The 25589-nt window shown below is 66.0% G+C and carries 20 protein-coding genes; 8 read left to right on the top strand and 12 right to left on the bottom strand.

Translation table 11 applies throughout. From position 1 onward, the window contains the following. Positions 1–106 precede the first annotated feature (106 nt). A complete protein-coding gene (locus ABQY64_RS01830; RefSeq protein ID WP_039513244.1) occupies positions 107–541 on the bottom strand; it encodes a helix-turn-helix domain-containing protein in 435 nt (144 codons plus the stop codon). A 134-nt stretch (positions 542–675) separates the two neighbouring features. Between ABQY64_RS01830 and ABQY64_RS01825 the strand changes: the two genes are divergently transcribed. After that, entirely contained in the window at positions 676–1563 is an 888-nt protein-coding gene (locus ABQY64_RS01825; RefSeq protein ID WP_349780208.1) for an SDR family oxidoreductase, read from the top strand. Between the two features lie 547 nt (positions 1564–2110). After that, positions 2111–3556: an OprO/OprP family phosphate-selective porin gene (locus tag ABQY64_RS01820; protein ID WP_349780207.1), complete on the top strand. Its 1446-nt coding sequence runs from the start codon at positions 2111–2113 to the stop codon at positions 3554–3556. A gap of 152 nt (positions 3557–3708) precedes the next feature. Here the strand turns inward: ABQY64_RS01820 and ABQY64_RS01815 are convergent, their stop codons facing one another. The 3 genes from ABQY64_RS01815 to msuE all read right to left on the bottom strand — a co-directional run bounded on the left by ABQY64_RS01815 (position 3709) and on the right by msuE (position 6514). Further along, positions 3709–4740 carry a methionine synthase gene (locus tag ABQY64_RS01815; protein WP_039517461.1) on the bottom strand — a complete coding sequence of 344 codons (1032 nt, stop codon included), beginning with the start codon at positions 4738–4740 and terminating at the stop codon, positions 3709–3711. Between the two features lie 28 nt (positions 4741–4768). After that, the gene (locus ABQY64_RS01810; RefSeq protein ID WP_016904546.1) at positions 4769–5752 is read right to left on the bottom strand and encodes a DUF1852 domain-containing protein; all 984 of its coding nucleotides are present in this window, start codon (positions 5750–5752) and stop codon (positions 4769–4771) included. A 168-nt stretch (positions 5753–5920) separates the two neighbouring features. Beyond that, a complete protein-coding gene (gene msuE, locus ABQY64_RS01805) occupies positions 5921–6514 on the bottom strand; it encodes an FMN reductase (protein ID WP_180971151.1) in 594 nt (197 codons plus the stop codon). A gap of 97 nt (positions 6515–6611) precedes the next feature. Between msuE and ABQY64_RS01800 the strand changes: the two genes are divergently transcribed. From ABQY64_RS01800 to ABQY64_RS01785, 4 genes are all read left to right on the top strand, one after another. Further along, positions 6612–7526: a LysR family transcriptional regulator gene (locus ABQY64_RS01800; protein WP_024938835.1), complete on the top strand. Its 915-nt coding sequence runs from the start codon at positions 6612–6614 to the stop codon at positions 7524–7526. Next, positions 7526–8191: an epoxyqueuosine reductase QueH gene (locus ABQY64_RS01795; protein WP_104596711.1), complete on the top strand. Its 666-nt coding sequence runs from the start codon at positions 7526–7528 to the stop codon at positions 8189–8191. The genes ABQY64_RS01800 and ABQY64_RS01795 overlap by 1 nt, the downstream gene beginning before the upstream one ends. Before the next feature lie 114 nt (positions 8192–8305). Then, positions 8306–9172 carry a methylenetetrahydrofolate reductase gene (locus ABQY64_RS01790; RefSeq protein ID WP_349780206.1) on the top strand — a complete coding sequence of 289 codons (867 nt, stop codon included), beginning with the start codon at positions 8306–8308 and terminating at the stop codon, positions 9170–9172. A 284-nt stretch (positions 9173–9456) separates the two neighbouring features. Beyond that, positions 9457–11415, top strand: a complete 1959-nt coding sequence (locus tag ABQY64_RS01785; RefSeq protein ID WP_349780205.1) for a choice-of-anchor X domain-containing protein — start codon at positions 9457–9459, stop codon at positions 11413–11415. Between the two features lie 892 nt (positions 11416–12307). Here the strand turns inward: ABQY64_RS01785 and ABQY64_RS01780 are convergent. Genes ABQY64_RS01780 through ABQY64_RS01770 form a run of 3 tightly spaced genes read right to left on the bottom strand, consistent with a single transcriptional unit; the run spans position 12308 to position 18177 of the window. Beyond that, positions 12308–13756 (bottom strand): efflux transporter outer membrane subunit, encoded by a 1449-nt coding sequence (locus ABQY64_RS01780; RefSeq protein ID WP_374151333.1) that lies wholly within the window; start codon positions 13754–13756, stop codon positions 12308–12310. Further along, positions 13756–16905, bottom strand: a complete 3150-nt coding sequence (locus ABQY64_RS01775) for an efflux RND transporter permease subunit (RefSeq protein WP_349780203.1) — start codon at positions 16903–16905, stop codon at positions 13756–13758. The genes ABQY64_RS01780 and ABQY64_RS01775 overlap by 1 nt, the downstream gene beginning before the upstream one ends. 9 nt (positions 16906–16914) lie before the next feature. After that, entirely contained in the window at positions 16915–18177 is a 1263-nt protein-coding gene (locus tag ABQY64_RS01770; RefSeq protein WP_349780202.1) for an efflux RND transporter periplasmic adaptor subunit, read from the bottom strand. A gap of 237 nt (positions 18178–18414) precedes the next feature. On the opposite strand from ABQY64_RS01770, the gene baeS reads away from it, so the two are divergent. After that, a complete protein-coding gene (baeS, locus tag ABQY64_RS01765; RefSeq protein WP_349780201.1) occupies positions 18415–19794 on the top strand; it encodes a sensor histidine kinase efflux regulator BaeS in 1380 nt (459 codons plus the stop codon). Beyond that, on the top strand, positions 19794–20498 hold the full coding sequence (locus tag ABQY64_RS01760; RefSeq protein ID WP_349780200.1) for a response regulator: 705 nt from the start codon (positions 19794–19796) through the stop codon (positions 20496–20498). Before baeS ends, ABQY64_RS01760 begins: the two co-directional genes overlap by 1 nt. An 82-nt stretch (positions 20499–20580) precedes the next feature. Here the strand turns inward: ABQY64_RS01760 and ABQY64_RS01755 are convergent, their stop codons facing one another. From ABQY64_RS01755 to ABQY64_RS01735, 5 genes are all read right to left on the bottom strand, one after another. Further along, positions 20581–21720, bottom strand: a complete 1140-nt coding sequence (locus ABQY64_RS01755; RefSeq protein WP_349780199.1) for an MFS transporter — start codon at positions 21718–21720, stop codon at positions 20581–20583. 133 nt (positions 21721–21853) lie between these two features. Continuing rightward, positions 21854–22705: a formyltetrahydrofolate deformylase gene (gene purU, locus ABQY64_RS01750; protein ID WP_349780229.1), complete on the bottom strand. Its 852-nt coding sequence runs from the start codon at positions 22703–22705 to the stop codon at positions 21854–21856. A 68-nt stretch (positions 22706–22773) separates the two neighbouring features. Then, positions 22774–23166: an XVIPCD domain-containing protein gene (locus tag ABQY64_RS01745; RefSeq protein WP_349780198.1), complete on the bottom strand. Its 393-nt coding sequence runs from the start codon at positions 23164–23166 to the stop codon at positions 22774–22776. A 371-nt stretch (positions 23167–23537) separates the two neighbouring features. Continuing rightward, on the bottom strand, positions 23538–24413 hold the full coding sequence (locus ABQY64_RS01740) for an NAD(P)-dependent oxidoreductase (RefSeq protein WP_349780197.1): 876 nt from the start codon (positions 24411–24413) through the stop codon (positions 23538–23540). A 37-nt stretch (positions 24414–24450) separates the two neighbouring features. Beyond that, the gene (locus ABQY64_RS01735; protein ID WP_349780196.1) at positions 24451–25569 is read right to left on the bottom strand and encodes an NADH:flavin oxidoreductase/NADH oxidase; all 1119 of its coding nucleotides are present in this window, start codon (positions 25567–25569) and stop codon (positions 24451–24453) included. Between the last annotated feature and the right edge of the window lie 20 nt (positions 25570–25589).

Raw genomic sequence — 25589 nt, 5'->3', positions numbered from 1 at the left:
TCCACCGCTGCGCCTAGTGCACGCGCCTAGGCGGTCAACCAACGCGCCGAGGCGCCCACCTGCCGTCAGCGCCGTCGGCTCGCTTGCCGATGCTGCCGGCCGGCGCTTACGCCATCGCTTCGTCGGCATCCAGCGCAACCGCCGGCTGCTGGGCATGATCGAAGCGTTCGCGTGCGGAGCGGATGGCCGCATGGTTCTCGCCTGCCCAGTTGAGCAGCTGCGAAATCGGGCCGAGCAGCGCCACGCCGAGCTTGGACAAGGCATATTCCACGCTGGGCGGCTTGGTCGCGTAGACCTTGCGGGTGATCATGCCGTTGCGCTCGAGGTTGCGCAGGGTCTGGGTCAGCATGCGCTTGGAGATGTCCGGCACGGCGCGCTGGATGGCGCTGAAGCGGGAGGGGCCGGGGATCAGCGTCAGCAGGATCAGCATGGTCCATTTGTCGCCGATCTGATCGAGCACGTCGCGCACCGGGCACTTGGTGGCGTCGAACGGCATACCTTGCAGGGACGGCGGCGGCGGAAACAGAGCAATCGCGTTCACTGGGATATCTCACGGTAACCAGGGGGTGGAAAACTGCCTCCTTGCGGAGGTTCGAACGGCCCTGACAATAGGTGCGCGGACCAAGAGTCTAGATAGTAGACCACACCTCTTATCAATACCTACTGGAGTTCACCATGGCACACACCTCCCCCCTGATCCTCGTCACCGGCGCCAGCGGGCAGCTGGGCGCATTGGTGGTCGAAGCACTGCTGGCGCGTGTCCCGGCCGCTCGGATCGTAGCAACGGCCCGCGATACTGCGTCACTCGCACAGTTCGCAAAACGCGACATCACCGTGCGTCGCGCCGACTACGCCGACCCGCAGAGCCTGGATCAGGCCTTCGCAGGCGTGGGCCGGGTGCTGCTGGTGTCGTCCAATGCGGTGGGCGAACGCGTGCCGCAGCACCGCAACGTGATCGAGGCCGCCAAGCGTGCCGGCGTGGAGTTGCTGGCCTATACGAGCGTGCTGCATGCCGATACCAGCACGCTGGCGCTGGCACCCGAGCATGTGGCCACCGAGGCACTGCTGCACGAGAGCGGCGTGCCGCACGTGCTGCTGCGCAATGGCTGGTACACCGAGAACTACACCGGCTCGATCGCGGCCGAGGTGGCACATGGCGCGGTGATCGGCAGCGCCGGCGAGGGCAGGATCAGTGCGGCCACGCGCGCCGACTATGCCGAGGCCGCCGCAGCGGTGCTGGCCGCCGACACGCCTCAGGCCGGCAAGGTCTACGAACTGGCCGGCGATACGGCCTTCACGATGGCCGAGTATGCCGCCGAGGTGGCGCAGCAGTCGGGCAAGCCGGTTGCCTATCACGACCTGCCCGAAGCCGACTACGCGGCGGCCTTGGTGCAGATCGGCCTGCCGGCCGCATTCGCACAGGTGCTGGCGCAGTGCTCGGCGTCCTCGCGCGGCGGCAGCCTGTTCGACGACAGCCACACGCTGAGCCAGCTGATCGGCCGCCCGACCACCCCGCTGCGCGATGCGGTGGCGGCGGCCTTGCACGCGACGCCGGCTGGCTGAGCCGAGCCCTGGCACGGTGTTGCGCGACACCGTGCAGCCGCACCGGCCTGGCGCTACGCCACGCGGTGCGTGATCCGGCAAAGGCGGGCGATGACCCCGCCTTTGCTATGTTTCTGAGTCATCGTCCCTTGCCCACGCGTTGGCGACGACGACAGCACGCCATGGCCGTGCCAAGCACGCGCTTCGGCCTTTGCGTCGGCAGCTGCTCCTGGCGACACCATCTGCCCATGGCACCGAAGGTCCGATGGCCGGCAGCAGCAACCAAAGCGTCACATCCGCGCCTGATGCCCGCGCCGCGCGCCGCTGGGCCGGCCTTCTGCGCGTCGCACAATTGACACGCGCCAGACACGCAGCTGACACAGCGTTGCGCTGTGCGGGGCCACCGATGTCACCAAACTGACATCAAATCTAAATATAACTGCACGCATTGCCGCACCGTCAGGACGACCGGGCGCCTGGTGGGCGTGCCGGCGCCGTGTTCGCCGCCCGCCGGGCAGCGCCGGCCTGACGCTGCCGCCGACCCGTTTCCCTTGCACGAGCCGGACCAATGAAAAAACGCAATCTCGCCACCGTCCTGTGCGCCCTCAGCGCGACCGCCAGCGGCAGCACGCTGGCCGCCGAGCTGGAGCTGTACGTCGACCGCAAGACCAAGCAGATCTTCGCCGAGCCGGCCCCGGGCCGCGACAAGCTGGGCAAGTTCGTGCAGGTGGACGAGAACGGCAAGCTGCCGGCGTCGGCGATGCCGGCCGCACCGGCACTGCCGCCCGCCCCTGCGGCGCCGGTGCCTGCCGACACCGCCATTGCCCAGGCCGCACCTGCACCCGTGCCGGCTGCAGCACCGGCCAAGGCCGGCGAGGCCGGCAAGAAGTGGTACGACAAGCTGAGCCTGCGCGGCTACACGCAGATCCGCTACAACCAGGGCATCGGCGGCGACGCGCAGGATCTGCGCGCACCCGGTGACCGCTTTATCGGCAACGACCAGAGCCTGGGCATCCGGCGTGCGCGCCTGGTGCTGAGCGGCGATCTCAACGAGCACGTGTCGCTGTACTTCCAGCCGGATTTTGCGAGCACGCCGACCGGTTCGACCACCTCCAACTTCGCGCAGCTGCGCGATGCGTATGCCGACATCTACTTCGACAAGAAGCGCGAGTACCGCGTGCGCGTGGGCCAGTCGAAGATGCCGTACGGCTGGGAGAACCTGCAGTCCAGCCAGAACCGTCTCACCCTGGACCGCGCCGACGCGCTCAACTCCGGCCTGCGCGACGAACGCGATATCGGTGCGGTGTTCTACTACAGCCCCACCGTGGCCAAGGGCCGCTTCCAGGATCTGGTCAAGTCGGGCTTGAAGGGCTCGGGCGACTACGGCGTGATCGGTGCCGGTGTGTACAACGGCCAGGGCGCCAACCGCGCCGAGCGCAACGACAGCATGCATGCGGTGGTGCACGCCACCTACCCGTTCAAGTTCGCCAACGGCCAGTACCTGGAAGTGGGTGCCGATGCCTACAGCGGCCGCTTCGTGCCGACCGCGGCGGCAGTCAACATCGGTGGCCGCAGCTTCACCCCGGCCATCACCGACCCGAACGGCTACACCGACCAACGCGTGGCCGCGCACATCATCTACTACCCGCAGCCGTTCGGCCTGCAGGCCGAGTGGACAGTGGGCCGCGGCCCGGAGCTAGATGTCGCAAAGCGGCGCATCCGCACCCGTTCGCTGAGTGGCGGTTACGTGCAGGCGATGTACAAGCACGATGGCAGCTACGGCACCTTGCTGCCGTACCTGAAGTGGCAGACCTACCGCGGCGGCTCCAAGTTCGACACCAATGCGCCGCGCATGCGCCTGGACGAGGTGGAAGCCGGCGTCGAGTGGCAGCCGATGGATGCGCTGGAACTGGTGTTCGCCTATTCGAAGATGAAGCGCACCGACGTCACCACCGCGCCGTATCCGGTGGTGGAAGGCGACTTGCTGCGGCTGCAGTTGCAGGTCAATTACTGAGCCCTGCACCGTGATGGAAGACCAACAAGCCCCCGCATGCGGGGGCTTGTTGGTGGTTGCGTCGCTAGCCGTGGTGGCCGCTAGCGTCAGCAGGATGGCGCTAGCCGCGGCCCTGTTGCTTCGGCCGCCGACCCAGCGCCTGCACCGGCGCGCTAGCGGGCTGCCAGTTCTGCGCGAATAATGTCTGCGCCTGCGCTGAGGGCCTTGAGCTTGCCTCTTGCAACGTCCCGGGCCAGAGGCGCCATCCCGCAGTTGGTGGAAGGGTAGAGCTTATCGGCATCGACGAAGCGCAAAGCCTTGCGCAGCGTATCGGCCACTTCTTCCGGCGTTTCGATCGTATTGCTCGCCACGTCGATAGCCCCGACCATCACCTTCTTGCCGCGCACCAGTTCGATCAGGTCGATCGGCACGTGCGAGTTGTGGCACTCCAGCGAGATGATGTCGAGCGTGGATGTCTGCAGCTTGGGAAACGACTCTTCGTACTGACGCCACTCCGACCCTAGAGTCTGCTTCCAGTCGGTATTGGCCTTGATGCCGTAGCCATAGCAGATGTGGACGGCGGTCTCGCACTTGAGCCCTTCGACCGCACGCTCGAGGGTGGCAACACCCCAGTCGTTGACCTCGTCGAAGAAGACATTGAAGGCCGGCTCGTCGAACTGGATGATGTCCACGCCGGCCGCTTCAAGCTCCCTGGCTTCCTGGTTGAGGATGACGGCAAATTCCCACGCCAGCTTTTCGCGGCTCTTGTAGTGCGCGTCGAAGAGGGTGTCGATCATCGTCATGGGGCCAGGCAGCGCCCATTTGATCGGCTGGCGGGTCTGCTGGCGCAGGAACCTGGCATCGTCCACGAACACCGGCCTGGGGCGGCTCACCGCGCCAACGACGGTGGGGACGCTGGCGTCATAGCGATTGCGGATCCTGACAGTCTCGCGCTTTTCGAAATCGACGCCGCTGAGGTGTTCGATGAAGGTAGTGACGAAATGCTGGCGGGTCTGCTCGCCGTCGCTGACGATATCGATGCCGGCGTGCTGCTGTTCCTGCAGCGACAGGCGCAATGCATCCTGCTTGCCTTCGATCAGTTCTTCGTCCTGCAGCTTCCAGGGCGACCAGAGTTTCTCCGGCTGTGCGAGCCAGGACGGCTTGGGCAGGCTGCCGGCGGTGGAGGTAGGGAGCAGCTTTTTCATGATGAGTGGTGTCTTGCGTTCTTGTTGATCAGACAGCGTGGTGAGAAACCCACTGCGCGAGAATCTTGCCGTAGGGCCTGATGAAGTGCTCCTCGGTGAATTTGCCCTGTGTCACCGCGAGCTGGCTGCGCTCTTCCCGGTCGTAGACGATCTGGGTAGAGGAATAATCCTGGTGCTTCAGGCTCGGCTGGTAGATGGCCCCCGCCGCGGAATTGGCGTTGTAGATTTCCGGGCGGTAAATCTTCTGGAACGTCTCCATGGTGCTGATGGTGCCGATCAGCTCCAGATTGGTGTAGTCGTTGAGCAGGTCGCCGAAGAAGTAAAAAGCCAGCGGGGCGACGCTGTTGGGAGGCATGAAATAGCGCACCTGCAGGCCCATCTTCTCGAAGTAGCGATCGGTCAGGGAAAACTCGTCCTGCCGGTATTCGATGCCGAGCACGGGGTGCCGGTTGCCGGTTCGGTGATAGACCCTGCTGCTGGAGACGCTGATGCAGATGACCGGCGGCTTGGCGAAACGCGCCGTGTAGGCATCCGAGTCCACGAAGTGCTTGAACAGCTTTCCGTGCAGGCTGCCGAAATCGTTCGGGATGCTGAAGCCGGACGCATCCTGATTGTGCGCCGGCAGCAGCACGCTGAAATCGTAGTCGCGCACGTAGGAGGAAAAATTGTTCCCTGCGATGCCATCGATGCGCGCGCCGCTCGTCTTGTCGAGGATGCTGGGCTTCAATATCTCGATCAGCGGGAATGCATCGCCGCTTTCGTTCTCGCCGATGTTCATCTCGACAGAGATGATGTCCAGCTCCACCGCGTAGCGGTCGCGCGTGGGGTTATCCCAATGCGCCAGGTCGTTGCAGCGGTTGTTGATCATCGCAAGCGTATTGCGCAGGTTTTCCTGCCGACGCTGCCCCCTGGCCAGGTTGGCAAAGTTCGTCGTGTTGCGCGTATTGGCCGCGGGACGGTAGTCCTCGTCAAACCGCTGACGTTTGATGCTGAAGGTGAATTCCTGAGTCATTGCAAGCTGACGCCTTGTTTCCGAAATTGATTACGAGCGCAGGTCTCGGCGCAGGGGTGGATTCCTGCTGGATGGATGCCGGAACTTCGGATCGGTGGGCCATCGCCAACGAATCCTGTAGCCGGCAAAGGGTGTGGTGGCCCGCCGCGCAACCGTGACCGGGTGGCCTCAGGCCGCGGCCACGTTTTCTGCGGCGATGGCACCTGCCTGCCGCGTCAATGCGATCAGCGGCAATGCGCGCTGCACCGCCAGCCTGGCCCGCTCGGCCAGGGCTTCGTTGTGCACGCGGTAGTCCAGGAAGTCGCGGTCGGTGGCGTAGACGCCCAGCGGCAACGTGCGTGCCTGGAAGAAGCTGAAAAGTGGCCGCAACTGGTGGTCGATCACCAGCGCATGGCGCTCGCTGCCGCCGGTCGCCGCCAACAGCACCGGGGTGTCGATCAAGGCATCCTGGTGGATGAAGTCGAAGAAGTGCTTGAACAGCCCGGTGTAGGAGCCGCGATAGACCGGCGTGGTCACCACCACCACGTCCGCCTGCTCCACGGCCGCAAGTTCCTGCTCCACCGTTGCCGGCAGCTGCGAGCGCCAGACCGCGCCGGCGAACTGCGGCACCAACGCCCCGAGTTCGACCAGATGTTGCTCGCACGGCACGGCATCGGCGATCAGCGCCAGCAGGTGTTCGGCCAGGGCGACGGCCTTGGAGGGGCGCTGCAGCCCGCCGGAGACCGCGACGACGCGGAGGGGGTGTGGCACGTTGACAGTCATGCGGGTTGACCTGAAACGACGAACTCCGATGCTAGGGCTCGTATTCAATGAAGTAAAATGGTGTTATTTCAACAATCCATGAATTCGGATCATCTGAATGCTTGAGCGCATCCATCTCACCATCGTTCAGCAGGTCGAGCAGCAAGGCTCGCTGACCGCCGCCGCCGGCGTGCTGAACCTGACCCAGTCGGCGCTGAGCCACAGCATGAAGAAGCTGGAGCAACAGCTGGGCACCGACGTGTGGCTGCGCGAGGGACGCAACCTGCGCCTGACCCAGGCCGGCCAGTACCTGCTGGCGGTGGCGAACCGGGTACTGCCGCAGCTGGACCTGGCCGAGGAGCGCCTGGGCCAGTTCGCGCAGGGCGAACGCGGTGCACTGCGCATCGGCATGGAGTGCCATCCCTGCTACCAGTGGCTGCTCAAGCTGGTGGCGCCCTATCTGGCCACCTGGCCGGATGTGGATGTGGACGTCAAGCAGAAGTTCCAGTTCGGCGGTATCGGCGCGCTGTTCGGCTACGAGATCGATCTGCTGGTCACGCCCGACCCGCTGTACAAGCCCGGGCTGCGGTTCGAGCCGGTGTTCGACTACGAGCAGGTGCTGGTCGTGGCCAAGGGCCATGCGCTGGCGTCGGCCGCCTACGTCAAGCCCCAGCAGCTCACACGCGAGGTGCTCATCAGCTATCCGGTGGACCTCGAGCGCCTGGACATCTACAGCCAGTTCCTGCTGCCGGCCGGTGTCACGCCCAGGCGCCACAAGGCCATCGAAACCACCGACATCATGATGCAGATGGTGGCCAGTGGCCGCGGCGTGGCCGCCATGCCACGCTGGCTGGTGGAGGAATACGCCGCCAGGATGGACGTGGTGCCGGTGCGGTTGGGTGCGCGCGGCATCGCCAAGCAGATCTTCCTGGGCGCACGTGAGGCCGATATCGCCGTCGACTACCTGCGCGCCTTCATCGAACTGGCCCGCCAGCCTGCCAATGGCACCGCCACGACATCCGGAGCCCACTGATGGATACCACCGCAACCCGCGCGCCACTCCCCCTGCCTGCCGGCCACGACAAGGTGTTGCTGCATTCCTGCTGCGCGCCATGCTCCGGCGAGGTGATGGAGGCCATGCTGGCGTCCGGCGTCGACTACACCATCTTCTTCTACAACCCCAACATTCATCCACGCAAGGAATACGAGCTGCGCAAGGACGAGAACATCCGCTTTGCCGAGCAGTGCGGCGTGCCCTTCGTCGATGCCGACTACGATCGGGACAACTGGTTCGAGCGGGCCCGCGGGATGGAGAACGAACCCGAGCGCGGCGTGCGTTGCACCATGTGCTTTGACATGCGCTTTGAACGCACCGCGCTGTATGCGCACGAGCACGGCTTCCCGGTGATCACCAGCTCCCTGGGCATCTCGCGCTGGAAGAACATGCAGCAGATCAACGACTGCGGCGTGCGCGCTGCGGCCAGGTATCCCGGCCTGATGTACTGGGAATACAACTGGCGCAAGGGCGGCGGTTCTTCGCGCATGGTCGAGATCAGCAAGCGCGAGAACTTCTACCAGCAGGAATACTGCGGCTGCGTCTACTCGCTGCGCGACACCAATCGGCACCGCGTGGAAAGCGGGCGCAGTCGCATACAACTGGGCGTGAAATTCTACGGCGATGCGGAACAGGACGATTGAGTGCAAGCGGGTCTTGGGGCGCGGCCGGGATCTCGATGTGCTCTTGTCCCCTGCCCGCTCGATCGGGGCTGACGCAGCGGCGCAGCCACTCACCACCACAGGACGGCAACACCTTTGACTGATCCGGACACGCCCAGCCTCGCCAGCACCATCACCGAGGCCTATTCGCTGGAGGTCAGCGCAAAGCACATTGCCGGGCTGGCTGCTGCGGCGCCCCGGATCACGCGTGGCGCAACCATTGCCATCCCCTACCTGCCCAACCAGGACGACGACGCGCGGCTGGCCGCGGCACGAATGGTGCGCACACTCGGCTTTCAGCCGATGCCGCACCTGTCCGCGCGCCGTATCGCCTCGCGCGAGCAGCTGCATGCCTTTGTCAGCCGCGCCGTCGATGACGCCGGCGTCGAGCGCTGTTTGGTGATTGCGGGCGATCCGCCTGCTCCGCTCGGGCCGTTTCCGGACAGCTTGTCGCTGATCGATACCGGGATCTTTGAGTGCTCCGGCATCCGGACCATCGCCGTGGCGGGGCATCCGGAAGGGCATCCAAGCATGCCTGCAGCCGATCGATGGGAGGTGCTGCAGCGCAAGTGTCGCAGCATCACCGAGCGCGGCATGGCGCCGCTGATCGTCACCCAGTTCGCGTTCGATGCCGACATCGTGCTGACGTGGTTGCAGGCGCTGCGCGCGCACGGCATTGCATATTCTGTGCGTGTGGGCGTACCCGGCCCTGCCGGCGTGGCGGTGCTCGCACGCTATGCCGCTAGCTGCGGTGTCGGCGCATGCGCATCGATGTTGTCCAAATACGGCATCTCGTTCGGCAAGCTGTTGGGCACCGCTGGGCCGGATCGTTTTGTGGAACGGCTGGCCACTGGCCTGACTGATGCGCACGGCGAGGTCCGCATGCACTTCTATCCATTTGGCGGCATCGCACAGACTGTCGCGTGGGTGGAGCAGTACCGCTCCCGCTCCGCGCACGTTTAGGCGGACTGAGGCACGCCGAATTCGGCGCTGCAGATCGACCGCAGACCTCTGACTTTCATCAAGCGATGCGTCGTGGACCTCGACATGTCCACGACCTCGATCACATTCTGTACTTTTTAGTTCTGGCGGTTTGTTTGCTGCGCGTGAGGTGCTGCAGCGCACAGCAGACCTGTCACAAGCGCGCGGTATAACCATCGACGAATCGCGGCGAGGGGGCGCTGCATCCGATGCCGTTGCCATGCGCGGCGGCATCGCTTCTGCAACGTTCAAGGAGAGATGTCGCCATGCCGAAGCCGTCGCTGTTGTCCCTGCTGTGCACCCTGTCGCTGGCCTCCACGCCGCTTGCCGCGGCCGAGCTGCAACCCAAACAACTGGCTGGCCCACCGGAGGAGTTCGCGCAGATGCGCGCACCCGATCCGGCCGAGTCGGCGATCCTGTCCAAGAGCGCCTTGCTGCCGGTGGAGTTGACGCCGGCCGGCAAGTCCGCACGCTGGCAAGGCAACTTGCCGGTGGAAAACGGCCATCTGCGTTTCATGGTGCTGGCCGGCGATCAGCCGTGGGAGGCGGCGGTGACTGCACCACGTGTTGCCGGCGCACGTGCCGCTGCTGTTGCACCGCAACTGCAGGCACAACGCACACTGCTGGGCAGCGCCGAGAGCGCCAGCAGCGGCATGCGTTACGCGGTGGAGTCCGCGCAGAACGGCAACTGGGCGCTGACGCTGCAATCGTCGAAGCCGGTGGCGCAACGCGGGTATGTGCTGATGGAAGGCGATGCGCGCACGCAGCTGGCCTCGTACCCGCGCCATCGTCGGCAGCAGGTCGGCCAGTCGCTGACGCTCAACGCCTTGCTCAGTGGCAACGATGCAGGCGGCGCGAGCTTGCTGGCCGCGCAGGCGGGGCAGATCGAGACAGCGAGCCTGCGTGTGATCGACCCGCAAGGCGGCATCCGCACGCTGCCGATGGCCGATGACGGGCAGCACGACGATGGTGCTGCCGGCGATGGCGTGTATGGCGGCACGTTCCAACCGACAGCCGAAGGCACCTGGATTGCACAGGTGATCGTGCGTGGTCGCGACCAGGCCGGGCAGCCGTTCGTGCGCACCAGCGAGCATGTATTGCCGGTGCTGGATACCTCCCTGCGTCTACTCGGCAACGCACTCAGCGCACGCACTGCCGACGGCACCCGGCTCAGCATTGCCTTGCCGGTCGCCGCGCGCGGCAAGGCACCATCGCATTACCGCGTGTTTGGCCAGGTCTGGGGCACCGATGCCAAGGGCAAGGACGTGCCGGTGGCATGGATCGGCGGCATGCTGACGCCGCAGCAAGGCCAGCTGCCGTTGAGCCTGGACGAACGCTGGGTCGCGCGTGCCGGCGCGCGCGCGCCGTTTACGCTGCGCGGGCTGCGCATCGAAGACCCGGACCATTACATCCCGCTGGTACAGGCCGACACGCTGCCGTTGCAGCTGCCCGCGTTGCGCCGCGCCAGCATCGCGCGCTCTGCCGCCGCGATCGACGAAAGCATGCGCATGGGCCCGCGTCCGACGACGCTGGCCCGTGCCACTACGATGGCGCAACCGCAGGCCGCGGGGTCACAACTGGTGCTCGTGCATGGCTATTGCTCCAACGGCGTGTGGCCGCAGGCGCAGTTCACCAATGCGTCCTCGTTCCTCGATGCCAAACAGAACCGCAGCAACGACCAGTTCGCACAGCGCTTGGCGCAGTTCGCCAGTCAATGGTCCTCGTTCGCGACGGTGGCGCACAGCCAAGGCGGCATGGCCGCGCTGCATCTGTATACCTACTACTGGAGCGGGCTGGATAACGCCACGGGTGGGCGGGTGATGCAGTCGGTCGGCACGCCGTACCAGGGCACCAATCTGTCCGGCATTCTGGCGGCGGTAGGCTCGTGGTTCGGCGTGGGTTGCGGCACCAATACCGACATGACCTACGACGGCGCCAAAGCCTGGTTGGCCGGTATTCCGGCCGATGCGCGCGCCAAGGTCAACTACTACACGACCTCGTTCGCCAAGACCAACTGGTACACCAACGACTACTGCAACGCGGCCTCGGACCTGGTACTGAACGACCCGGAAGATGGCACCGTGGAGCAGGTCAACGCGCAGCTACCCGGCGGCGTCAATCGCGGCCACACCACCGGGCAATGCCACACCACCGGCATGCGCGACCCCGCGCAGTATCTGGATGCCAGCCGCAATGCGGTGATGAACGCCAACGCGGCGAAGTGATGCGGTCCTAGCAATGATTGAACGCTGTGGGTGCATCGGTTTCTAGAGCGGACGATTTGCGGGTTTCCAGCAAGGCCCTTGCCCGCCCACCATCGCAGGACACGCCGCAAGTACGTCCATCTAGGCTCTTATGCGGCATCCATGCCGCGTAAGGTCCCGCGACGGTGAGCGGGCAAGGACCCGTCGAGATGGTCGGTGCGTGGTTGCAAGCGGTGTATGACGTGTGCTGGTCGGATCACCGTGGGTTCGATCAACCCCTCGCCATTTTTCCATCCCAACCCGAGCAGCAGGCGGGCTTTCAACACGCAAGCCACAGACTGTTGATTTGCTACCGCAAGCCGAGCAACAAGCTCTCAAGAAAACAGCCGACCAACTCTTTGGTGCGATGTCCTTGCCGGTTGCGGGACCCTCGGCGGCATGGATGCCGCCGAGGAGCCTCCACGGATGGATTCACGGCGTGTCCCGCAAGCGGTGAGGGCATCGCACGCTCAACTCACCTAGCTTTTGACTCAAGGCTTGGAGCGCGCCTTAACGGAGCTAGGCTTCGAAGGCTTGGTTGCTTTATGCGTGGTGTCGCGATGCACTTGGACTATGTGGATAGATCAGGTGTAGAGCTGCTGATCTACGGCTTGGCTGCAGGGCCCTTGCCCGCCCACCCTCGCAGGACACGCCGCAAGTACGTCCCTGTAGGCTCTTACGCGGCATCCATGCCGCGTCAGGTCCCGCGAGGGTGGGCGGACAAGGGCCCGTCGAGATGGTCGGTGCATGATTGCGAGCAGCACGCTCCGCGCTGCCCGATGAGGTGCGGTTTGAGCAGCTTCTTTTGATCCGGGTACTGTCGCTGCCATTGCGGATCTGACGGATGCGCTTGCGCTCGTGCATCCATGCAGGGCTACTGTTGCGCCAGCGGTTGCGATTGCGCATCGGCGCCGCCGCCGAGCACCTTGTACAAGGTCACCCGGTTGCTTGCTTCGGTCAGCCGCAGGCTGATCAAGGTCTGCTGTGCGCTGTAGAGCGAGCGCTGCGCGTCCAGCGCCACCAGATAGCTGTCCACGCCGTTGCGGTAGCGCGCATCCGACAGGGTGAAACCGCGTTGTGCCGCATCCACCAGGGCGCGCTGCGCGTCCATGCGTTCGTCCAGCTGGGTGCGCTCGGCCAGCGCGTCGGCCACTTCACTGAAGGCGGTCTGGATCGCCAGTTCGTATTGGGCGATGGTGATGTCCTTCTGCAGCTTGGCCACATCCAGTTCGGCCTTCAGGGCGCCGGCGCGGAAGATCGGCAGGCTCACGCTGGGCGTGAACGACCAGGTGTGGTCGCCATCGAACAGGCTGGACAAGGCATCGCTGCCACGCCCGACATTGCCGGTCAGCGAGATGGTGGGGAAGAACGCCGCACGCGCTGCGCCGATGTCGGCGTTGGCGGCCTTGAGCGTGTGCTCGGCCGACAATACGTCCGGGCGCTGCAACAGCACGCGCGATTCCAGCTGCGCCGGCAACGGTGCCAATGCCACGCCGCTCTCGATCGCATCGGCAGCCGGCAACAACGCCGCCGGTACCGACGTGCCCACGACCAGGTTCAGCGCATTGCGCGACTGCGCCAGCTGGGTGGTGAAGCTGGCGACATCGGCGCGCGCGCTTTCCACGCTGGTCTGGATCTGCGCCAGATCCAGCCCGGAGACGATGCCGTTGTCGTGCTGCAATTCGGTCAGGCGCAGCGTCTTGCGCTGGCTCTCCAGGGTCTGCTGGGCAAGTGCCAGCCGCTGCTGATCGGCGGCCACGGTGAGCCAGTCGCTGGCCACTTCGGCCACCAGGCTCAGGCGGGTGCTGCGCTGGGTCTGCTCGCTGGCCAGATAGGTCTCCAGCGCTTCGTTCTTGAGGCTGCGGATGCGCCCGAACAGGTCCAGCTCCCAGCTGCTGATCCCCACCTGCCCGGTGGCGCTGCGGATGATCTGCGGCGCGCCGGTGAAACTGGTCGCGGCTGCGGCACGTTGCGCCGTGTGCGAGACGGTAGCGTCCACCGCCGGAAACAGGTCCGCACGCTGGATGCGGTACTGCGCACGTGCCTGCTCGATATTGAGCACGGCCACACGCAGATCGCGGTTGTTGTCCAGCGCCAGTGCGACCACCTGTTGCAGGCGCGCATCGACCAGCACCTGCCGCCAGTCCAGCCCAGCCGCAGCGGTGGTGCGGCCATCGGCACTGTCGCCGTGGGGCGGGCTGCCGGTGTCGCCGACCACGCCGGGCACCGGTGCATCCGGGCGCGCATATTGCGGCGCCATGCTGACGCAGCCGCTCAATGCGATGGCACAGGCCGCCGCCAGGCTGAGGGATGTCGTGCGCATCATGGCGTTACCTCGGAGGTGGAAACGACGGGGGAGTGCGCGGCCGCCTTGCCGGGAAACAGGCTGCGCACCATCACGTAGAACAACGGCACGAAGAAAATGCCAAGCACGGTGGAGGCCAGCGTGCCGCCCAACACGCCGGTGCCCAGCGAATGGCGTCCGCCGGAGCCGGCGCCGCTGCTGATCACCATCGGCAGCACGCCGAGCATGAAGGCCAGCGAGGTCATCAGGATCGGGCGCAGGCGCATGCGTGCGGCGTGCAGGGTGGCCTCGATCAAGGGCTGGCCTTTCTCTTCCAGCTCCTTGGCGAACTCCACGATCAGGATACCGTTCTTGGCGGCCAGGCCCATCGTTGCCAGTAGGCCGACCTGGAAATAGATGTCGTTGGACAGCCCGCGCATCCAGGTCGCGAGCAGCGCGCCGACGATGCCCACCGGCACCGCCAGCATCACCGAGATCGGGATCGACCAGCTCTCGTACAACGCGGCCAGGCACAGGAACACGAACACCAGCGACACCGCATACAACATCCAGGTCTGGGTGCCGGCCGCCTGCTCCTGATACGACATGCCCGACCAGGCGTAGCCCACGCCCTTGCCCATGCCGTCCACTTCACCGGCGATCGCGGTCATCGCATCGCCCGAGCTGATGCCGGATGCGGCGCTGCCGGTGATCTCCATCGATTCGCTGCCGTTGAAGCGGGTCAACACCTGCGGCGCATACGCCCAGGCGCTGCTGGCGAACGCCGAGAACGGCACCATGGCGGCGTCGCTGTTGCGCACGTACCAGCGGTCGATATCGCCGGGCAGCATGCGTGCGGACGCTTCGCCCTGCACGTACACGCGCTTGACCCGGTTGTTGTTGAGGAAGTCGTTGACGTAACGCCCGCCCATCACGGTGGAGAGCGTGGTGTTGATGTCGGCTGCGGCCACGCCCAGCGCGCCGGCCTTGGCATCGTCGATCTGCACGCGGTAGGTCGGCGCGTCGTCCAGGCCGTTGAAGCGCACCGCCGTCAGGTTCTGATTGCCGTTGGCCAGCTGCAGCAACTGCTTGCGTGCTTCCACCAGCGCCTCGTGGCCGTTGCCGGCGGCATCCTGCAATTGCAGGGTGAAACCGGAACTGGTGCCCAGCCCGTTGATGGCCGGCGGCGTCAATGCAAACACCTGCGCGTCGGGCAGCGTCATCATCATCGCGCCGGTGATGCGCTGGGCCACTTCCTGCGCCGAACCCTCGCGGTCGGCCCAGTCCTTGAGGCGGATAAAGCCCATACCCGAGTTCTGGCTGCTGCCGGCCAGGCTGAAGCCGGAGATGGTCATGATGCCCTGCACTTCCGGCTGCTTGAGGATGAACGCGGTGGCCTGGTCGATCGACTGCTGGGTGCGTTGCTGGGTGGCACCGGCCGGTGCACTGAACATCACCATCAGCATGCCCTGGTCTTCCTCAGGCAGGAACGCGCTGGGCAGACGCCAGAACAGCAGGCCAAGCACCACCAGCAACAGCGCGTAGACCAGCGAGCCGAGCTTGCGATGGCCGACCACGCGTTCCACGCCACGCCCGTAGCGTTCGGTACCGCGATCGAAGCGGGTGTTGAACCAGGTAAAGAATGTGCCCAGCACACCCTTGCGCGAGACATGGCCGCCCTTGTCGATGGGCTTGAGCAAGGTGGCGCACAGTGCCGGACTCAGGGTCAGCGCAACCACCAGCGACAGGATCATCGCCGCGGCAATGGTCACCGAGAACTGTCGATAGATCTCGCCGGTGGCACCGCCGAAGAAGGCCATCGGCAGGAACACCGCGGTGAGCACCAGCGCGATGCCGACCAGGGCGCCGGTGATCTGGCCCATCGAGGTGTGCGTGGCCTCGCGCGGCGACATGCCCTGCTCGGCCATCAGCCGCTCGACGTTTTCCACCACCACGATGGCATCGTCCACCAGCAGGCCGATCGCCAACACCATCGCGAACATGGTCAGCGTGTTGATCGAAAAGCCCAGCAGCGACAACACCCCGAAGGTGCCCATCAGCACCACCGGCACCGCAATCACCGGTACCAGCGTGGCACGCCAGTTCTGCAGGAACAGGTACATCACCACGACCACCAGCACGATCGCTTCGATCAGGGTCTTGACCACTTCCTCGATGGAGATGCGCACGAACGGTGTGGTGTCGTAGGCGACCTCGTACTTCAGGCCGGCCGGGAAGTAAGGCTTGAGTGCATCCAGCTTGGCTTCCACCAGCTTGGCCGCGTCCAGCGCATTGGCACCGGTCGCCAGCTGCAGGCCCATGCCCGAGGCGGCCTTGCCGTTGAACTTGGAACTGGAGCCATAGGATTCCGAGCCCAGCTCCACCCGCGCGACATCGCGCAGGTACACGGTGGCGCCGCCGGCATCGGACTTGAGCACGATGTTCTCGAACTGCGCCGGTGTGCGCAGCTTGCTGCGCGAGGTCACCGTGGCATTCAGCTGCTGGCCCTGCAGCGCCGGCAATGCACCCAGCGCGCCCGACGAGACATCGGCGTTCTGCGCGGCGATCGCGCTGCTGACATCCGAGGGCATCAATGCGTAGGTGTGCAGTTTCTCCGGATCCAGCCACACCCGCATCGCGTACTCGGCACCGAACACGTTGACGCTGCCGATGCCGTTGAGGCGGCTGATCGGGTCCTGCAACGAGGACACCATGTAGTCACCGATGTCGGTGCTGTCCATGCTGCCGTCTTCGGAGGTGAAGGCCAGCACCATGAACATGCTGCCGCTGGCCGACTTGGTCACGGTCACGCCGTTGGTCTTGACCTCGTCAGGCAGCAGCGCCTCGCCTTGCGACACCTTGTTCTGCACCTGCACCTGCGCGGTGTCCGGGTCGGTGCCGGACTCGAAGGTCAGCGTGAGTTGCGCTGTGCCCGCCGAGCTGCTGCTGGAGGACATGTAGAGCAGATTGTCCAGGCCTGTCATCTGCTGTTCGAGGATCTGGGTGACCGAGTTCTGCACGGTCTCTGCGGAGGCACCGGTATAGGTCGCACTGACCGTCACCGAGGGCGGTGCGATGTCCGGGTATTGCTCCAGCGGCAGCGAGAAGATCGAGATCGCGCCGGCCAGCGTGATGACGATGGCGATGACCCAGGCGAAGATGGGACGGTCGATGAAGAAACGAGCCATGGGAGTTCCTCAGTCAGCCTTGGGCGTCGCTGCAGGCGTCGGCGTGGCCGCACGCGCAGCGGCAGCGGGTGCGCCCGGTGCGACTGCAGCGGCTGCATTCGGCGCTGCCGCCGGGGTAGCTGTGGTGGCGCTCACCTCGCGCGTCTTCACCGGCATGCCGACCTGGATCTTCTGCAGGCCCTGCACGATCACGCTCTCGCCCGCAGACAGCCCTTCGCTGACCACCCAGCGATCGCCCACCGCATCGCCGGTCTTGAGCACGCGCTGCGCCACCTTGCCATCGGCGCCGACCACCATCGCCACCGCCTCGCCCTTGCTGTTGCGGGTGACGGCCTGTTGCGGCACCAGGATCGCCTGCTCGTTGACAGCCATCGACAGCACCGCCTTGACGTACATGCCGGGCAGCAGCAGATGGTCGGGGTTCGGAATCACCGCACGCAGTTTCACCGTGCCGGTGGTGGCATCCACCGCGGTATCCACCACTTCCAGCGTGCCGGTGCGCGCGTAGGCAGTGCCGTCTTCCAGCAACAGCTTGACCTCGGCCTTGCCATCGACCGCCTTGAGCTGGCCGACATCGAGCTTGCGCCGCAGCTGCAGCAGCTGCGCGCTGGACTGGCTGACATCCACATAGATCGGATCGAGCTGGTTGATGGTGGTGAGCACATCGGTCTGGTCGGCGGTGACCAGTGCGCCCGGGGTGAAGCTCGAGGTGCCGATACGGCCGCTGATCGGCGCGGTGATGCGGGTGAAATCCAGATTGAGCTTTGCGGTTTGCAACGCCGCCCTGGCCGCGGTGACTGCGGCCTCGTTCTGGCGCAAGGTGGCGGTGGCGTCGTCGCCGTCCTGCTGGCTGACCGCATCGAGCTTGACCAGCGTCTGATACCGCTGCGCCTTGGGCCTGGCCGACAGCACCGCCGCTTCGGCCTGCGCCAGCTCGCCTTGCGCGGACGCATACGCGGCCTGGAACGGCGCCGGCTCGATCTGGTACAGCACCTGCCCGGCCTGCACCTGCTCGCCTTCGGTGAACAGCCGCTTGCGCAGGATGCCGCCCACTTGCGGGCGCACCTGCGCGCTTTGATAGGCCACGGTGCGCCCGGGCAGCGTCTGGTCCAGCGCCAGGCGCTGCACTTCCACGCGTTGCACGCCCACTTCCACTTGCCGCTGCTGCGGCGCTTGCGCAGGCGAACACGCCGCCAGTGCGATGGTGATCATGGCGGCCAGCAGCCACTGACGCGGCACCACGGCAGAACGGGAGGAAGCAACGCAACGCATACGGCGCACTCGGGAGTGATCGGAGGATGCGCACGCTACGCTGCGAATATGGAGCAAATTTGAAGATTTGCATCGACAGACAGCAGGCGCTTGCTTTCGGGGTTTAATGAAGTCCCAATACGGTTGTGCACGACATGCGCTGCATCGGCAGCTGCAGGCGCCGCTGCTGCAACCTGGCGTGACTGCAGCAAGCGCCCCATGCCTGACCTCGTTCGCAACAAGGTTGTCCCAGCCTCGATGAAACTCGGAATCACCGCCAAACTCTTCCTCGCCATCCTCAGCGCCTGCATTGCAGTGCTGCTGATCAATGGCCTGGCCGGGCAGCTGTTGCTCAGGAAGCAGTTTCTCGACTATCTCAGCGAGCAGGGCATCGAGCGGATGCTGGAAGTGTTGCCGCGCGTGCAGGCCGACTACGCCAAGCACGGCGACTGGAACTTCATCCGCGACAATCCCGATGCCTGGTTCGTGCTGATGCGCCCGGAGCTGCAGCAGAACCTGCCGCCACGCGCGCCACCGATCTCCGATCAGACCGGCGCGGTGTTTCGTTTCGCGCTGCTGGATCGCGACTACCGGGTGATCATCGGCAACCCCGACGTCAGCCGCACCGACACGCTGCGCCCGGTCGTGGTGCACGGGCAGACGGTGGGCTGGATGGGCATGCTGCCCTTCGAGAAGGTGCTGACCACCAACGACGCGCGCTTCTACCAGGCCCAGCAACGTCTGTGGTGGACTGTCGGCGCGGCGTCCATCGTGGTGGCCGCGCTGTTCGGCTGGCTGCTGTCGCGCACCTTGCTGCGGCGCGTGCGCAGCCTGACCGCGGCAACCCATCGCCTGGCGGCCGGCGACTACGGCACGCGACTGGAGGCGCGCATGCGCGATGAGCTCGACCAGCTCGCGCGCGACTTCAACCAGCTGGCGCAGGCACTGGACAACAACGAACGTGCGCGTCGCGATTTCATGGCCGATGTCTCGCACGAGTTGCGCACACCGCTGGCGGTGCTGCGCGCCGAGCTGGAAGCGCTGCAGGACGGTATCCGGCCGATGACGAGCGACTCGCTGACCTCGTTGCACCAGGAGGTCGGCCAGCTCGGCAAGCTGATCGAGGATCTCTACGACCTGTCGCTCACCGATGTCGGCGCGCTGGCCTATCGGCGCGCGCCGATTAATTTGAGCGTGGTGCTGCAGTCCACGTTGGCCGGCATGCACACGCGCATTGCCGCAGCCGGGCTCACGCTGCAGGCCCACGGCATCACTGCGCCGTTGCATGTCGACGGCGATGAACGTCGCCTGCAGCAGCTGCTGTCCAACCTGCTGGAAAATGCCTTGCGCTACACCGATGCCGGCGGCCAGTTGCGGGTGCAGTGCGCACGGCGCGCGCACCTGGTGGAGATCGTGATCGAAGACAGCGCGCCCGGCGTGCCGGCAGACAAGCTCGATCGCCTGTTCGAGCGCTTCTATCGCGTGGAAGGCTCGCGCAATCGCGCCAGCGGCGGCAGCGGGCTGGGCCTGGCGATCTGCCGCAATATCGTCGGCGCGCACGACGGCGAGATCCACGCCACCGCTTCGCCCCTGGGCGGCCTGCGCGTGACGCTGCGGCTGCCGGCCCTGGAGGCCTGATGGACGACACCACCACAGCACCGAACGCACACGTGCTGATCGTCGAAGACGAACCGCGCCTGGCCGCGGTGCTGGGCGAGTATCTGCACGCGGCCGGCTATTCGCATCATTGGGTGGCCGACGGTGCGCAGGCGATTGCCGCGTTTCGCGCGCAGTCGCCGGATCTGGTCCTGCTGGACCTGATGCTGCCCAATCGCGATGGCATGGAGATCTGCCGCGAGCTGCGCAGCCTCGGCGCGGTGCCGGTGATCATGGTGACCGCGCGCGCCGAAGAGATCGACCGCCTGCTCGGGCTGGAGATCGGTGCCGACGACTACATCTGCAAGCCGTTCAGCCCGCGCGAGGTGATTGCACGGGTGCGCGCGGTGCTGCGCCGCCACCGGCACGATCCCAATGCGGTGCCCACGCATGGATTGCTGATCGATGAGGCCGCCTGCCGCGCCAGCGTGGCCGGGCGCGACCTGGACCTGACCCAGGTCGAGTTCCGCCTGCTGCGCACGCTGTGCGCAGCGCCGGGGCGTGTCTACTCGCGCGAACAGTTGATGGACCACGTGTATGTGGACCACCGCATCGTCACCGATCGCACTGTGGACAGCCACATCAAGAACCTGCGCCGCAAGCTGGCCGAGGTGGGCGGCGAAGAATGGGTGCGCTCGGTGTACGGAGTGGGCTATCGCTTCGAGTATCTACCCACCGAAGCGTAATCAATATCCCCCCTTCGTAGGAGCGTGCCTGCGCGCGACGCACTCCCGACACCCCATCAACCACAGGCGCGATCCCCAACACTCACACCTTCAACCAACGCGTCGACATCGCAACGCCCACCATCAGCACCGCAACACCGAGCAAGGCGCCGACCAGGCCGATGCCATGCGCGGCGAAACCGATCAGCGCCGGCCCGGCCAGGATGCCGGCATAGCCCAGTGTGGTGACCGCGGTGATGGCGATGCTCTCCGGCATGCGCGTCTGGTTGCCGGCCAACGAGAACAGGGCCGGCACGATATTGGCGCAGCCCAGGCCGACCAATACGTAACCGGCCAACGAGGCCTGCCATGGGCTCACCAGCGTGAGCACGCAGAAGCCCGCGCTGGCCAGCAGCGCGCCCACCACGATCGAGCGGATGCGCCCCAGGCGCTCCACCACCGCATCGCCCAGCAGGCGCGTCACCGTCATGGTCAATGCAAACACCACATAGCCCACGCCGGCGGTGCTCGGGGCGACCTGGTGCACATCGGCCAGGAACACCGAGCTCCAGTCCAGAATGGTGCCTTCGGCCAGGAACACCACAAACGCCAGGATGCCGATGAACAGCACGATGCCCCTGGGCAGCGCGAGCAACGGCCCCTGTTGCGCCACGCGCTCGGTCCGCCAGTGGCGCACCGACGCCACGGCGACAAGCAGCATGGCGATCACCCCGGCAACCGCCGCGCTCGACGGGGAGAGCTGCGCCGACAGCAGCAAGGTCATCGCGCCGGCACCGACAAACCCGCCGATGCTGAAAAACGCATGGAATCCGGACATCATCGCGCGCCCGGCATCGCGCTCGACCACCACCGCCTGCATGTTCATCGCGCAATCCATCGCGCCCACGCCGGCGCCGAACACGAACAGCACCGCGCCCAGCAACCACGGATCGGCGACCACCGCCAGCAACGGCAGGCTGAGGCAGATCAGCGCCGACGTCACCGCCATGACCGCACGGAAACCGAAGCGCGCCGACACCGCGCCGGCCAGCGGCATCGCCAGGAACGAGCCTGCTCCCAGGCACAGCAGGATCAGGCCAAGCGCGCCATCGTCCACGCCGGTCCTGGCCTTGGCGAATGGCACCAGCACCGCCCAGACCGCGGCAGCAAAGCCGGGAATGAAGAACGCCGCGCGGGTGGCGTGCTGTTGCGCGCGAGCGCTGGAGCCGGGGATTAGCGACATGCAAAAAATTCCAGGAGGAAGCGGCGAGGAGAATGCGACGGTGGCCCCAGGCCGGCGCGCTCGCTGGCCGGACATGGCCCGACCACCGCTCCCTTGCGCGTGCTGCAACCGTCCGTGGGGATATGCGACGCTGCTAGCGAAACACCACCGTGCGATGGCCATTGAGCACGATGCGGTGCTCGACATGGCGACGCACCGCACGCGCAAGCACCAGCGATTCGGTATCGCTGCCCAGCCGCACCAGATCGCGTGGCGTCATCGCATGATCCACGCGCGCCACGTCCTGTTCGATGATCGGGCCTTCGTCCAGATCTTCGGTGACGTAATGCGCGGTGGCACCGATGATCTTGACCCCGCGTGCGTGCGCCTGGTGATACGGCTGCGCGCCCTTGAAGCTGGGCAGGAAGCTGTGATGGATATTGATCGCCCGCCCTGCCAATGCGCGGCACAACGCGGGCGAAAGAATCTGCATGTAGCGCGCCAGCACCACCAGATCGATCTGCAGCGCCTCGACCAGCGCAAGCAACTGCGCTTCCTGCGCGGCGCGCGTGGCGGCGCTTACTGGCAGATGGTGGAAGGCGATGCCATAGGAGGCGGCCAGTGGCGCGAAGTCGGCGTGGTTGGACACCACCGCCGCGATATCCACCGGCAATTGCCGGCTATGCATGCGGAACAGCAGATCGTTGAGGCAATGCCCCTGCTTGCTCACCAGCACCAGCAGCCGCGCGCGGCGGCGTGCATCGTGCAGCTGCCAGTCAATCTGGAACTCATCGGCCAGCTGCGCAAAGCGGCGTTCCAGCCCGGCAATGTCGGTGCCCGGCGGTTTGTCGAAGTGCACGCGCAGGAAGAAACGGCCACTTTCGTCGTCGCCAAACTGCTGTGCGTCGAGGATGTTGCAGGCCAGATCGAACAGCAGCCCGGTCGCGCGATAGACGATGCCGGTGCGGTCGGGGCAGGACAGGGTGAGGATGTAGTCGGAGCGCATCGGCACAATGATAGCCAATGCGCCCGGCTGCGGGCGCAGTGCTTGCGCCCGTAACTTTCCGCTGCGACTCAGCGCGGCGGCAGGCGCAGCATCAGCCGCCGATTGATCTCGTCCAGTTGTGCCATCGATGCCTCCACCGAGGTCTCCATCGCTTCCTGGGTGGTGATGTGCGCACGCAGATGCGCCGGGTCGGCCAGCTCGCCACGCACCAGAAACACGTTCTCGCCGACCTCGCCGACGTGCCGGCTGAGCACCACGTAATCCACCTGGTCGAAGCCATGTTGCTTGGCTAGCGGCAGCAGGCGCGCGGCCATGCGGACACTGGCCTCGTCGGTGGGTTTGTCCAACTCGGCATCGAGCGCGGCCACCGCTTCGCGGATCTGCGCGAACAGATAGTGGTCCGGATGCTCGGGATGGTCCGGGCCCACCGGGCCCTGGTCGACGACCGGTACGGCGGTCATCGCGTACCACCGGCGCAGGTCAGTGCGCGCGGTGTGCGCTCGGTCGAACCGAGCGTGATATGCAGGTGTCGCATCGCATCCTCCCTGGAGCGGCGGCTGTCACGAGCCGGCATTTTAGAAGGTCTGCTGCATGTTGAGGTGAGCAAGAGGTGGACCGTGTTGCTGTGAAGCGAAGCGGCGTGAGAATGGGGAGCAGATGGAGCCGACGGCGTGCGAAATCTGCTGCACGAGGGCGTCGCCTCGTCCCCTCGCCCAACCCCCGCTACGCGCCAGCAGCGCGGGCACTCCGAGGCACGCACGCCAGTGACGCACAAGCCGTGCCGCCCCGCCGGGACGGGAGAGCGGCTAGCTCCGCTTTGCGGATGCGGCGATCAGGCCTGCCCGGCCCGCCGCGCCGACACCTCTGCCAGCACCGCCCAGTCGGCGTTGCCGTCGCCATGCGCGATGGCCTCGTCCAGCCCGGCGCGCAGCAACTCGCCCAGTGGCATCGGCACCTGCTTGTCGGCGCCGGCCTGGATCGCCAGATCCACATCCTTGCGGCCCAGGGTGGCGGTGAAGCCGGCGGGCAGGTACTCGCGCTGCATGATCAGGCGGCCGTAGCCCTGGTACGCGGGCGCGGCGAACAAGGTGCTGGTGAGCATGCCCAGGAACTGGGTGGCATCCACGCCGTGGCCGCGTGCCAGCGCGCTGGCTTCGGCCATGGCGCCGATCGCGCTGGCCAGGCAGAAGTTGGCTGCCAGCTTGACCGCATTGGCCTGCTCGGGGGTGTGGCCGATCTCCCAGGTGCGTTGACCGAGCACATCGAACATCGGCTGCACGCGCGCCAGCGCCGCCTCGTCGCCGGCGGCCAAAATGTTGAGCTTGCCGGCTTCGGCCACATCGACCCGGCCGAGCACCGGTGCGGCCACGTAGGCCACGCCGCGTTCGGCATGCAGGGCGGTCAGTTCGTGCGCCAGTGCCACCGAGATGGTGGCCATGTTGACGTGCACGCTGCCGGCCGGCAGCGCGTCCAGCACGCCTTGCTCCAGCACGGTGGCACGCACCGCGTTGTCGTCGGCCAGCATCGAAAACAGCAGCGGGCCGTGCGCGGCGTCGCGCGGCGCATCCACCACCGTGGCACCGGCATCGCGCAGCGACTGCGCGCGCTCCGGCGAGCGATTCCACACACTCAGTTCAAAACCGCCGCGCAGCAGGTTGTGCGCCATCGGCAGGCCCATCGTCCCCAAGCCCAGAAATCCTATCGGCATGCGTTGTCCTTGTTCGTTATGACGTCTATCGGATGGATCAGCTGGCGAATACGCCACGCGCATCGCGTGGCTCGCAGCGCAGGTATTGCGGCGAGGGCGTGACCGACGCGCCCAGTGCGGCAGCGGCATGCCACGGCCAGCGCGGGTCGTACAGGATGCCGCGCGCCAGCGCGATCGCATCGGCCTGGCCGTCCTGCAGGATCGCCTCGGCCTGCGCCGGCTCGGTGATCAGGCCCACGCCGATCACCGGCGTGTTGACCTGCGCCTTGATCTGCTGCGCAAACGGAATCTGATAGCCCGCCTGCACCGGAATCTGCTGGCGCGGGTCCAGCCCGCCGCTAGAGACATGGATGTAGTGCGCACCGCGCGCATCCAGCGCCTTGGACAGCGCGATGCTCTGCTCGAGATCCCAGCCGCCCTCTACCCAATCGGTGGCGGAGATGCGCACGCCGATGGCAATCTTGTCCGACACCGCCACGCGCACCGCGTCGAAGATGCGCAGCGTCAGCCGCATGCGGTTTTCCAGCGAACCGCCATACGCATCGCTGCGCTGATTGCTCAGCGGTGACAGGAACTGATGCATCAGATAGCCATGCGCGGCATGCAGTTCGATCAGCGCCAGGCCCAGGCGTTCGGCGCGCCGTGCCGCATCGACAAAGGCCTGTACCACCGCATCGATGCCGGCCTCGTCCAGTGCCTGCGGCAACGGCTGACCGTCACGGAACGCCAGCGCCGATGCGGACACGGTCTGCCAGCCATGCGCGTGATCCGGCGCGATCGCCTCGCCGCCGTTCCACGGCAGATCGGTGGAGGCCTTACGCCCGGCATGCGCCAGTTGAATGCCGATCGGCATCGGCGACCATCGCCGCACCGAGTCCAGTACCTCACCCAGCGCCTGCTCGGTGGCATCGTCGTACAAGCCAAGGTCGGCGTAGGAGATGCGCCCCTGCGGCTGCACCGCAGCGGCTTCCAGGATCAGCAGGCCAGCACCGGATTGCGACAAGGTGCCCAGATGGATGCGGTGCCAGTCGCTGGCGCGGCCGTCCTGTGCGGAGTACTGGCACATCGGGGCGATGACGATCCGGTTGGCGAGCGTAAGCGGACCGAAGCGGATGGGGGAGAACAGCTGGCTCAAGGGGGCATCCACAGATGACACGGGGATGCCCATTGCACTGC

The sequence above is a fragment of the Xanthomonas sp. WHRI 7065 genome, from assembly GCF_040203115.2.
In the GTDB taxonomy this organism is placed as follows: Bacteria; Pseudomonadota; Gammaproteobacteria; order Xanthomonadales; family Xanthomonadaceae; genus Xanthomonas; species Xanthomonas arboricola.
Note: the sequence above shows the minus strand (reverse complement) of the source record. Positions and strands in the feature narration are given on the sequence as shown.

What these genes read in the sequence shown, in the direction of transcription:
- msuE (WP_180971151.1), bottom strand. Translation starts at nt 6,514, where the DNA reads ATGACTGTCAACGTGCCACACCCCCTCCGCGTCGTCGCGGTCTCCGGC.
- ABQY64_RS01810 (WP_016904546.1), bottom strand. Translation starts at nt 5,752, where the DNA reads ATGACTCAGGAATTCACCTTCAGCATCAAACGTCAGCGGTTTGACGAG.
- ABQY64_RS01780 (WP_374151333.1), bottom strand. Translation starts at nt 13,756, where the DNA reads ATGCGCACGACATCCCTCAGCCTGGCGGCGGCCTGTGCCATCGCATTG.
- ABQY64_RS01820 (WP_349780207.1), top strand. Translation starts at nt 2,111, where the DNA reads ATGAAAAAACGCAATCTCGCCACCGTCCTGTGCGCCCTCAGCGCGACC.
- ABQY64_RS01785 (WP_349780205.1), top strand. Translation starts at nt 9,457, where the DNA reads ATGCCGAAGCCGTCGCTGTTGTCCCTGCTGTGCACCCTGTCGCTGGCC.
- baeS (WP_349780201.1), top strand. Translation starts at nt 18,415, where the DNA reads ATGAAACTCGGAATCACCGCCAAACTCTTCCTCGCCATCCTCAGCGCC.
- ABQY64_RS01815 (WP_039517461.1), bottom strand. Translation starts at nt 4,740, where the DNA reads ATGAAAAAGCTGCTCCCTACCTCCACCGCCGGCAGCCTGCCCAAGCCG.
- ABQY64_RS01740 (WP_349780197.1), bottom strand. Translation starts at nt 24,413, where the DNA reads ATGCCGATAGGATTTCTGGGCTTGGGGACGATGGGCCTGCCGATGGCG.
- ABQY64_RS01795 (WP_104596711.1), top strand. Translation starts at nt 7,526, where the DNA reads ATGGATACCACCGCAACCCGCGCGCCACTCCCCCTGCCTGCCGGCCAC.
- purU (WP_349780229.1), bottom strand. Translation starts at nt 22,705, where the DNA reads ATGCGCTCCGACTACATCCTCACCCTGTCCTGCCCCGACCGCACCGGC.
- ABQY64_RS01775 (WP_349780203.1), bottom strand. Translation starts at nt 16,905, where the DNA reads ATGGCTCGTTTCTTCATCGACCGTCCCATCTTCGCCTGGGTCATCGCC.
- ABQY64_RS01745 (WP_349780198.1), bottom strand. Translation starts at nt 23,166, where the DNA reads ATGACCGCCGTACCGGTCGTCGACCAGGGCCCGGTGGGCCCGGACCAT.
- ABQY64_RS01770 (WP_349780202.1), bottom strand. Translation starts at nt 18,177, where the DNA reads ATGCGTTGCGTTGCTTCCTCCCGTTCTGCCGTGGTGCCGCGTCAGTGG.
- ABQY64_RS01760 (WP_349780200.1), top strand. Translation starts at nt 19,794, where the DNA reads ATGGACGACACCACCACAGCACCGAACGCACACGTGCTGATCGTCGAA.
- ABQY64_RS01800 (WP_024938835.1), top strand. Translation starts at nt 6,612, where the DNA reads ATGCTTGAGCGCATCCATCTCACCATCGTTCAGCAGGTCGAGCAGCAA.
- ABQY64_RS01825 (WP_349780208.1), top strand. Translation starts at nt 676, where the DNA reads ATGGCACACACCTCCCCCCTGATCCTCGTCACCGGCGCCAGCGGGCAG.
- ABQY64_RS01755 (WP_349780199.1), bottom strand. Translation starts at nt 21,720, where the DNA reads ATGTCGCTAATCCCCGGCTCCAGCGCTCGCGCGCAACAGCACGCCACC.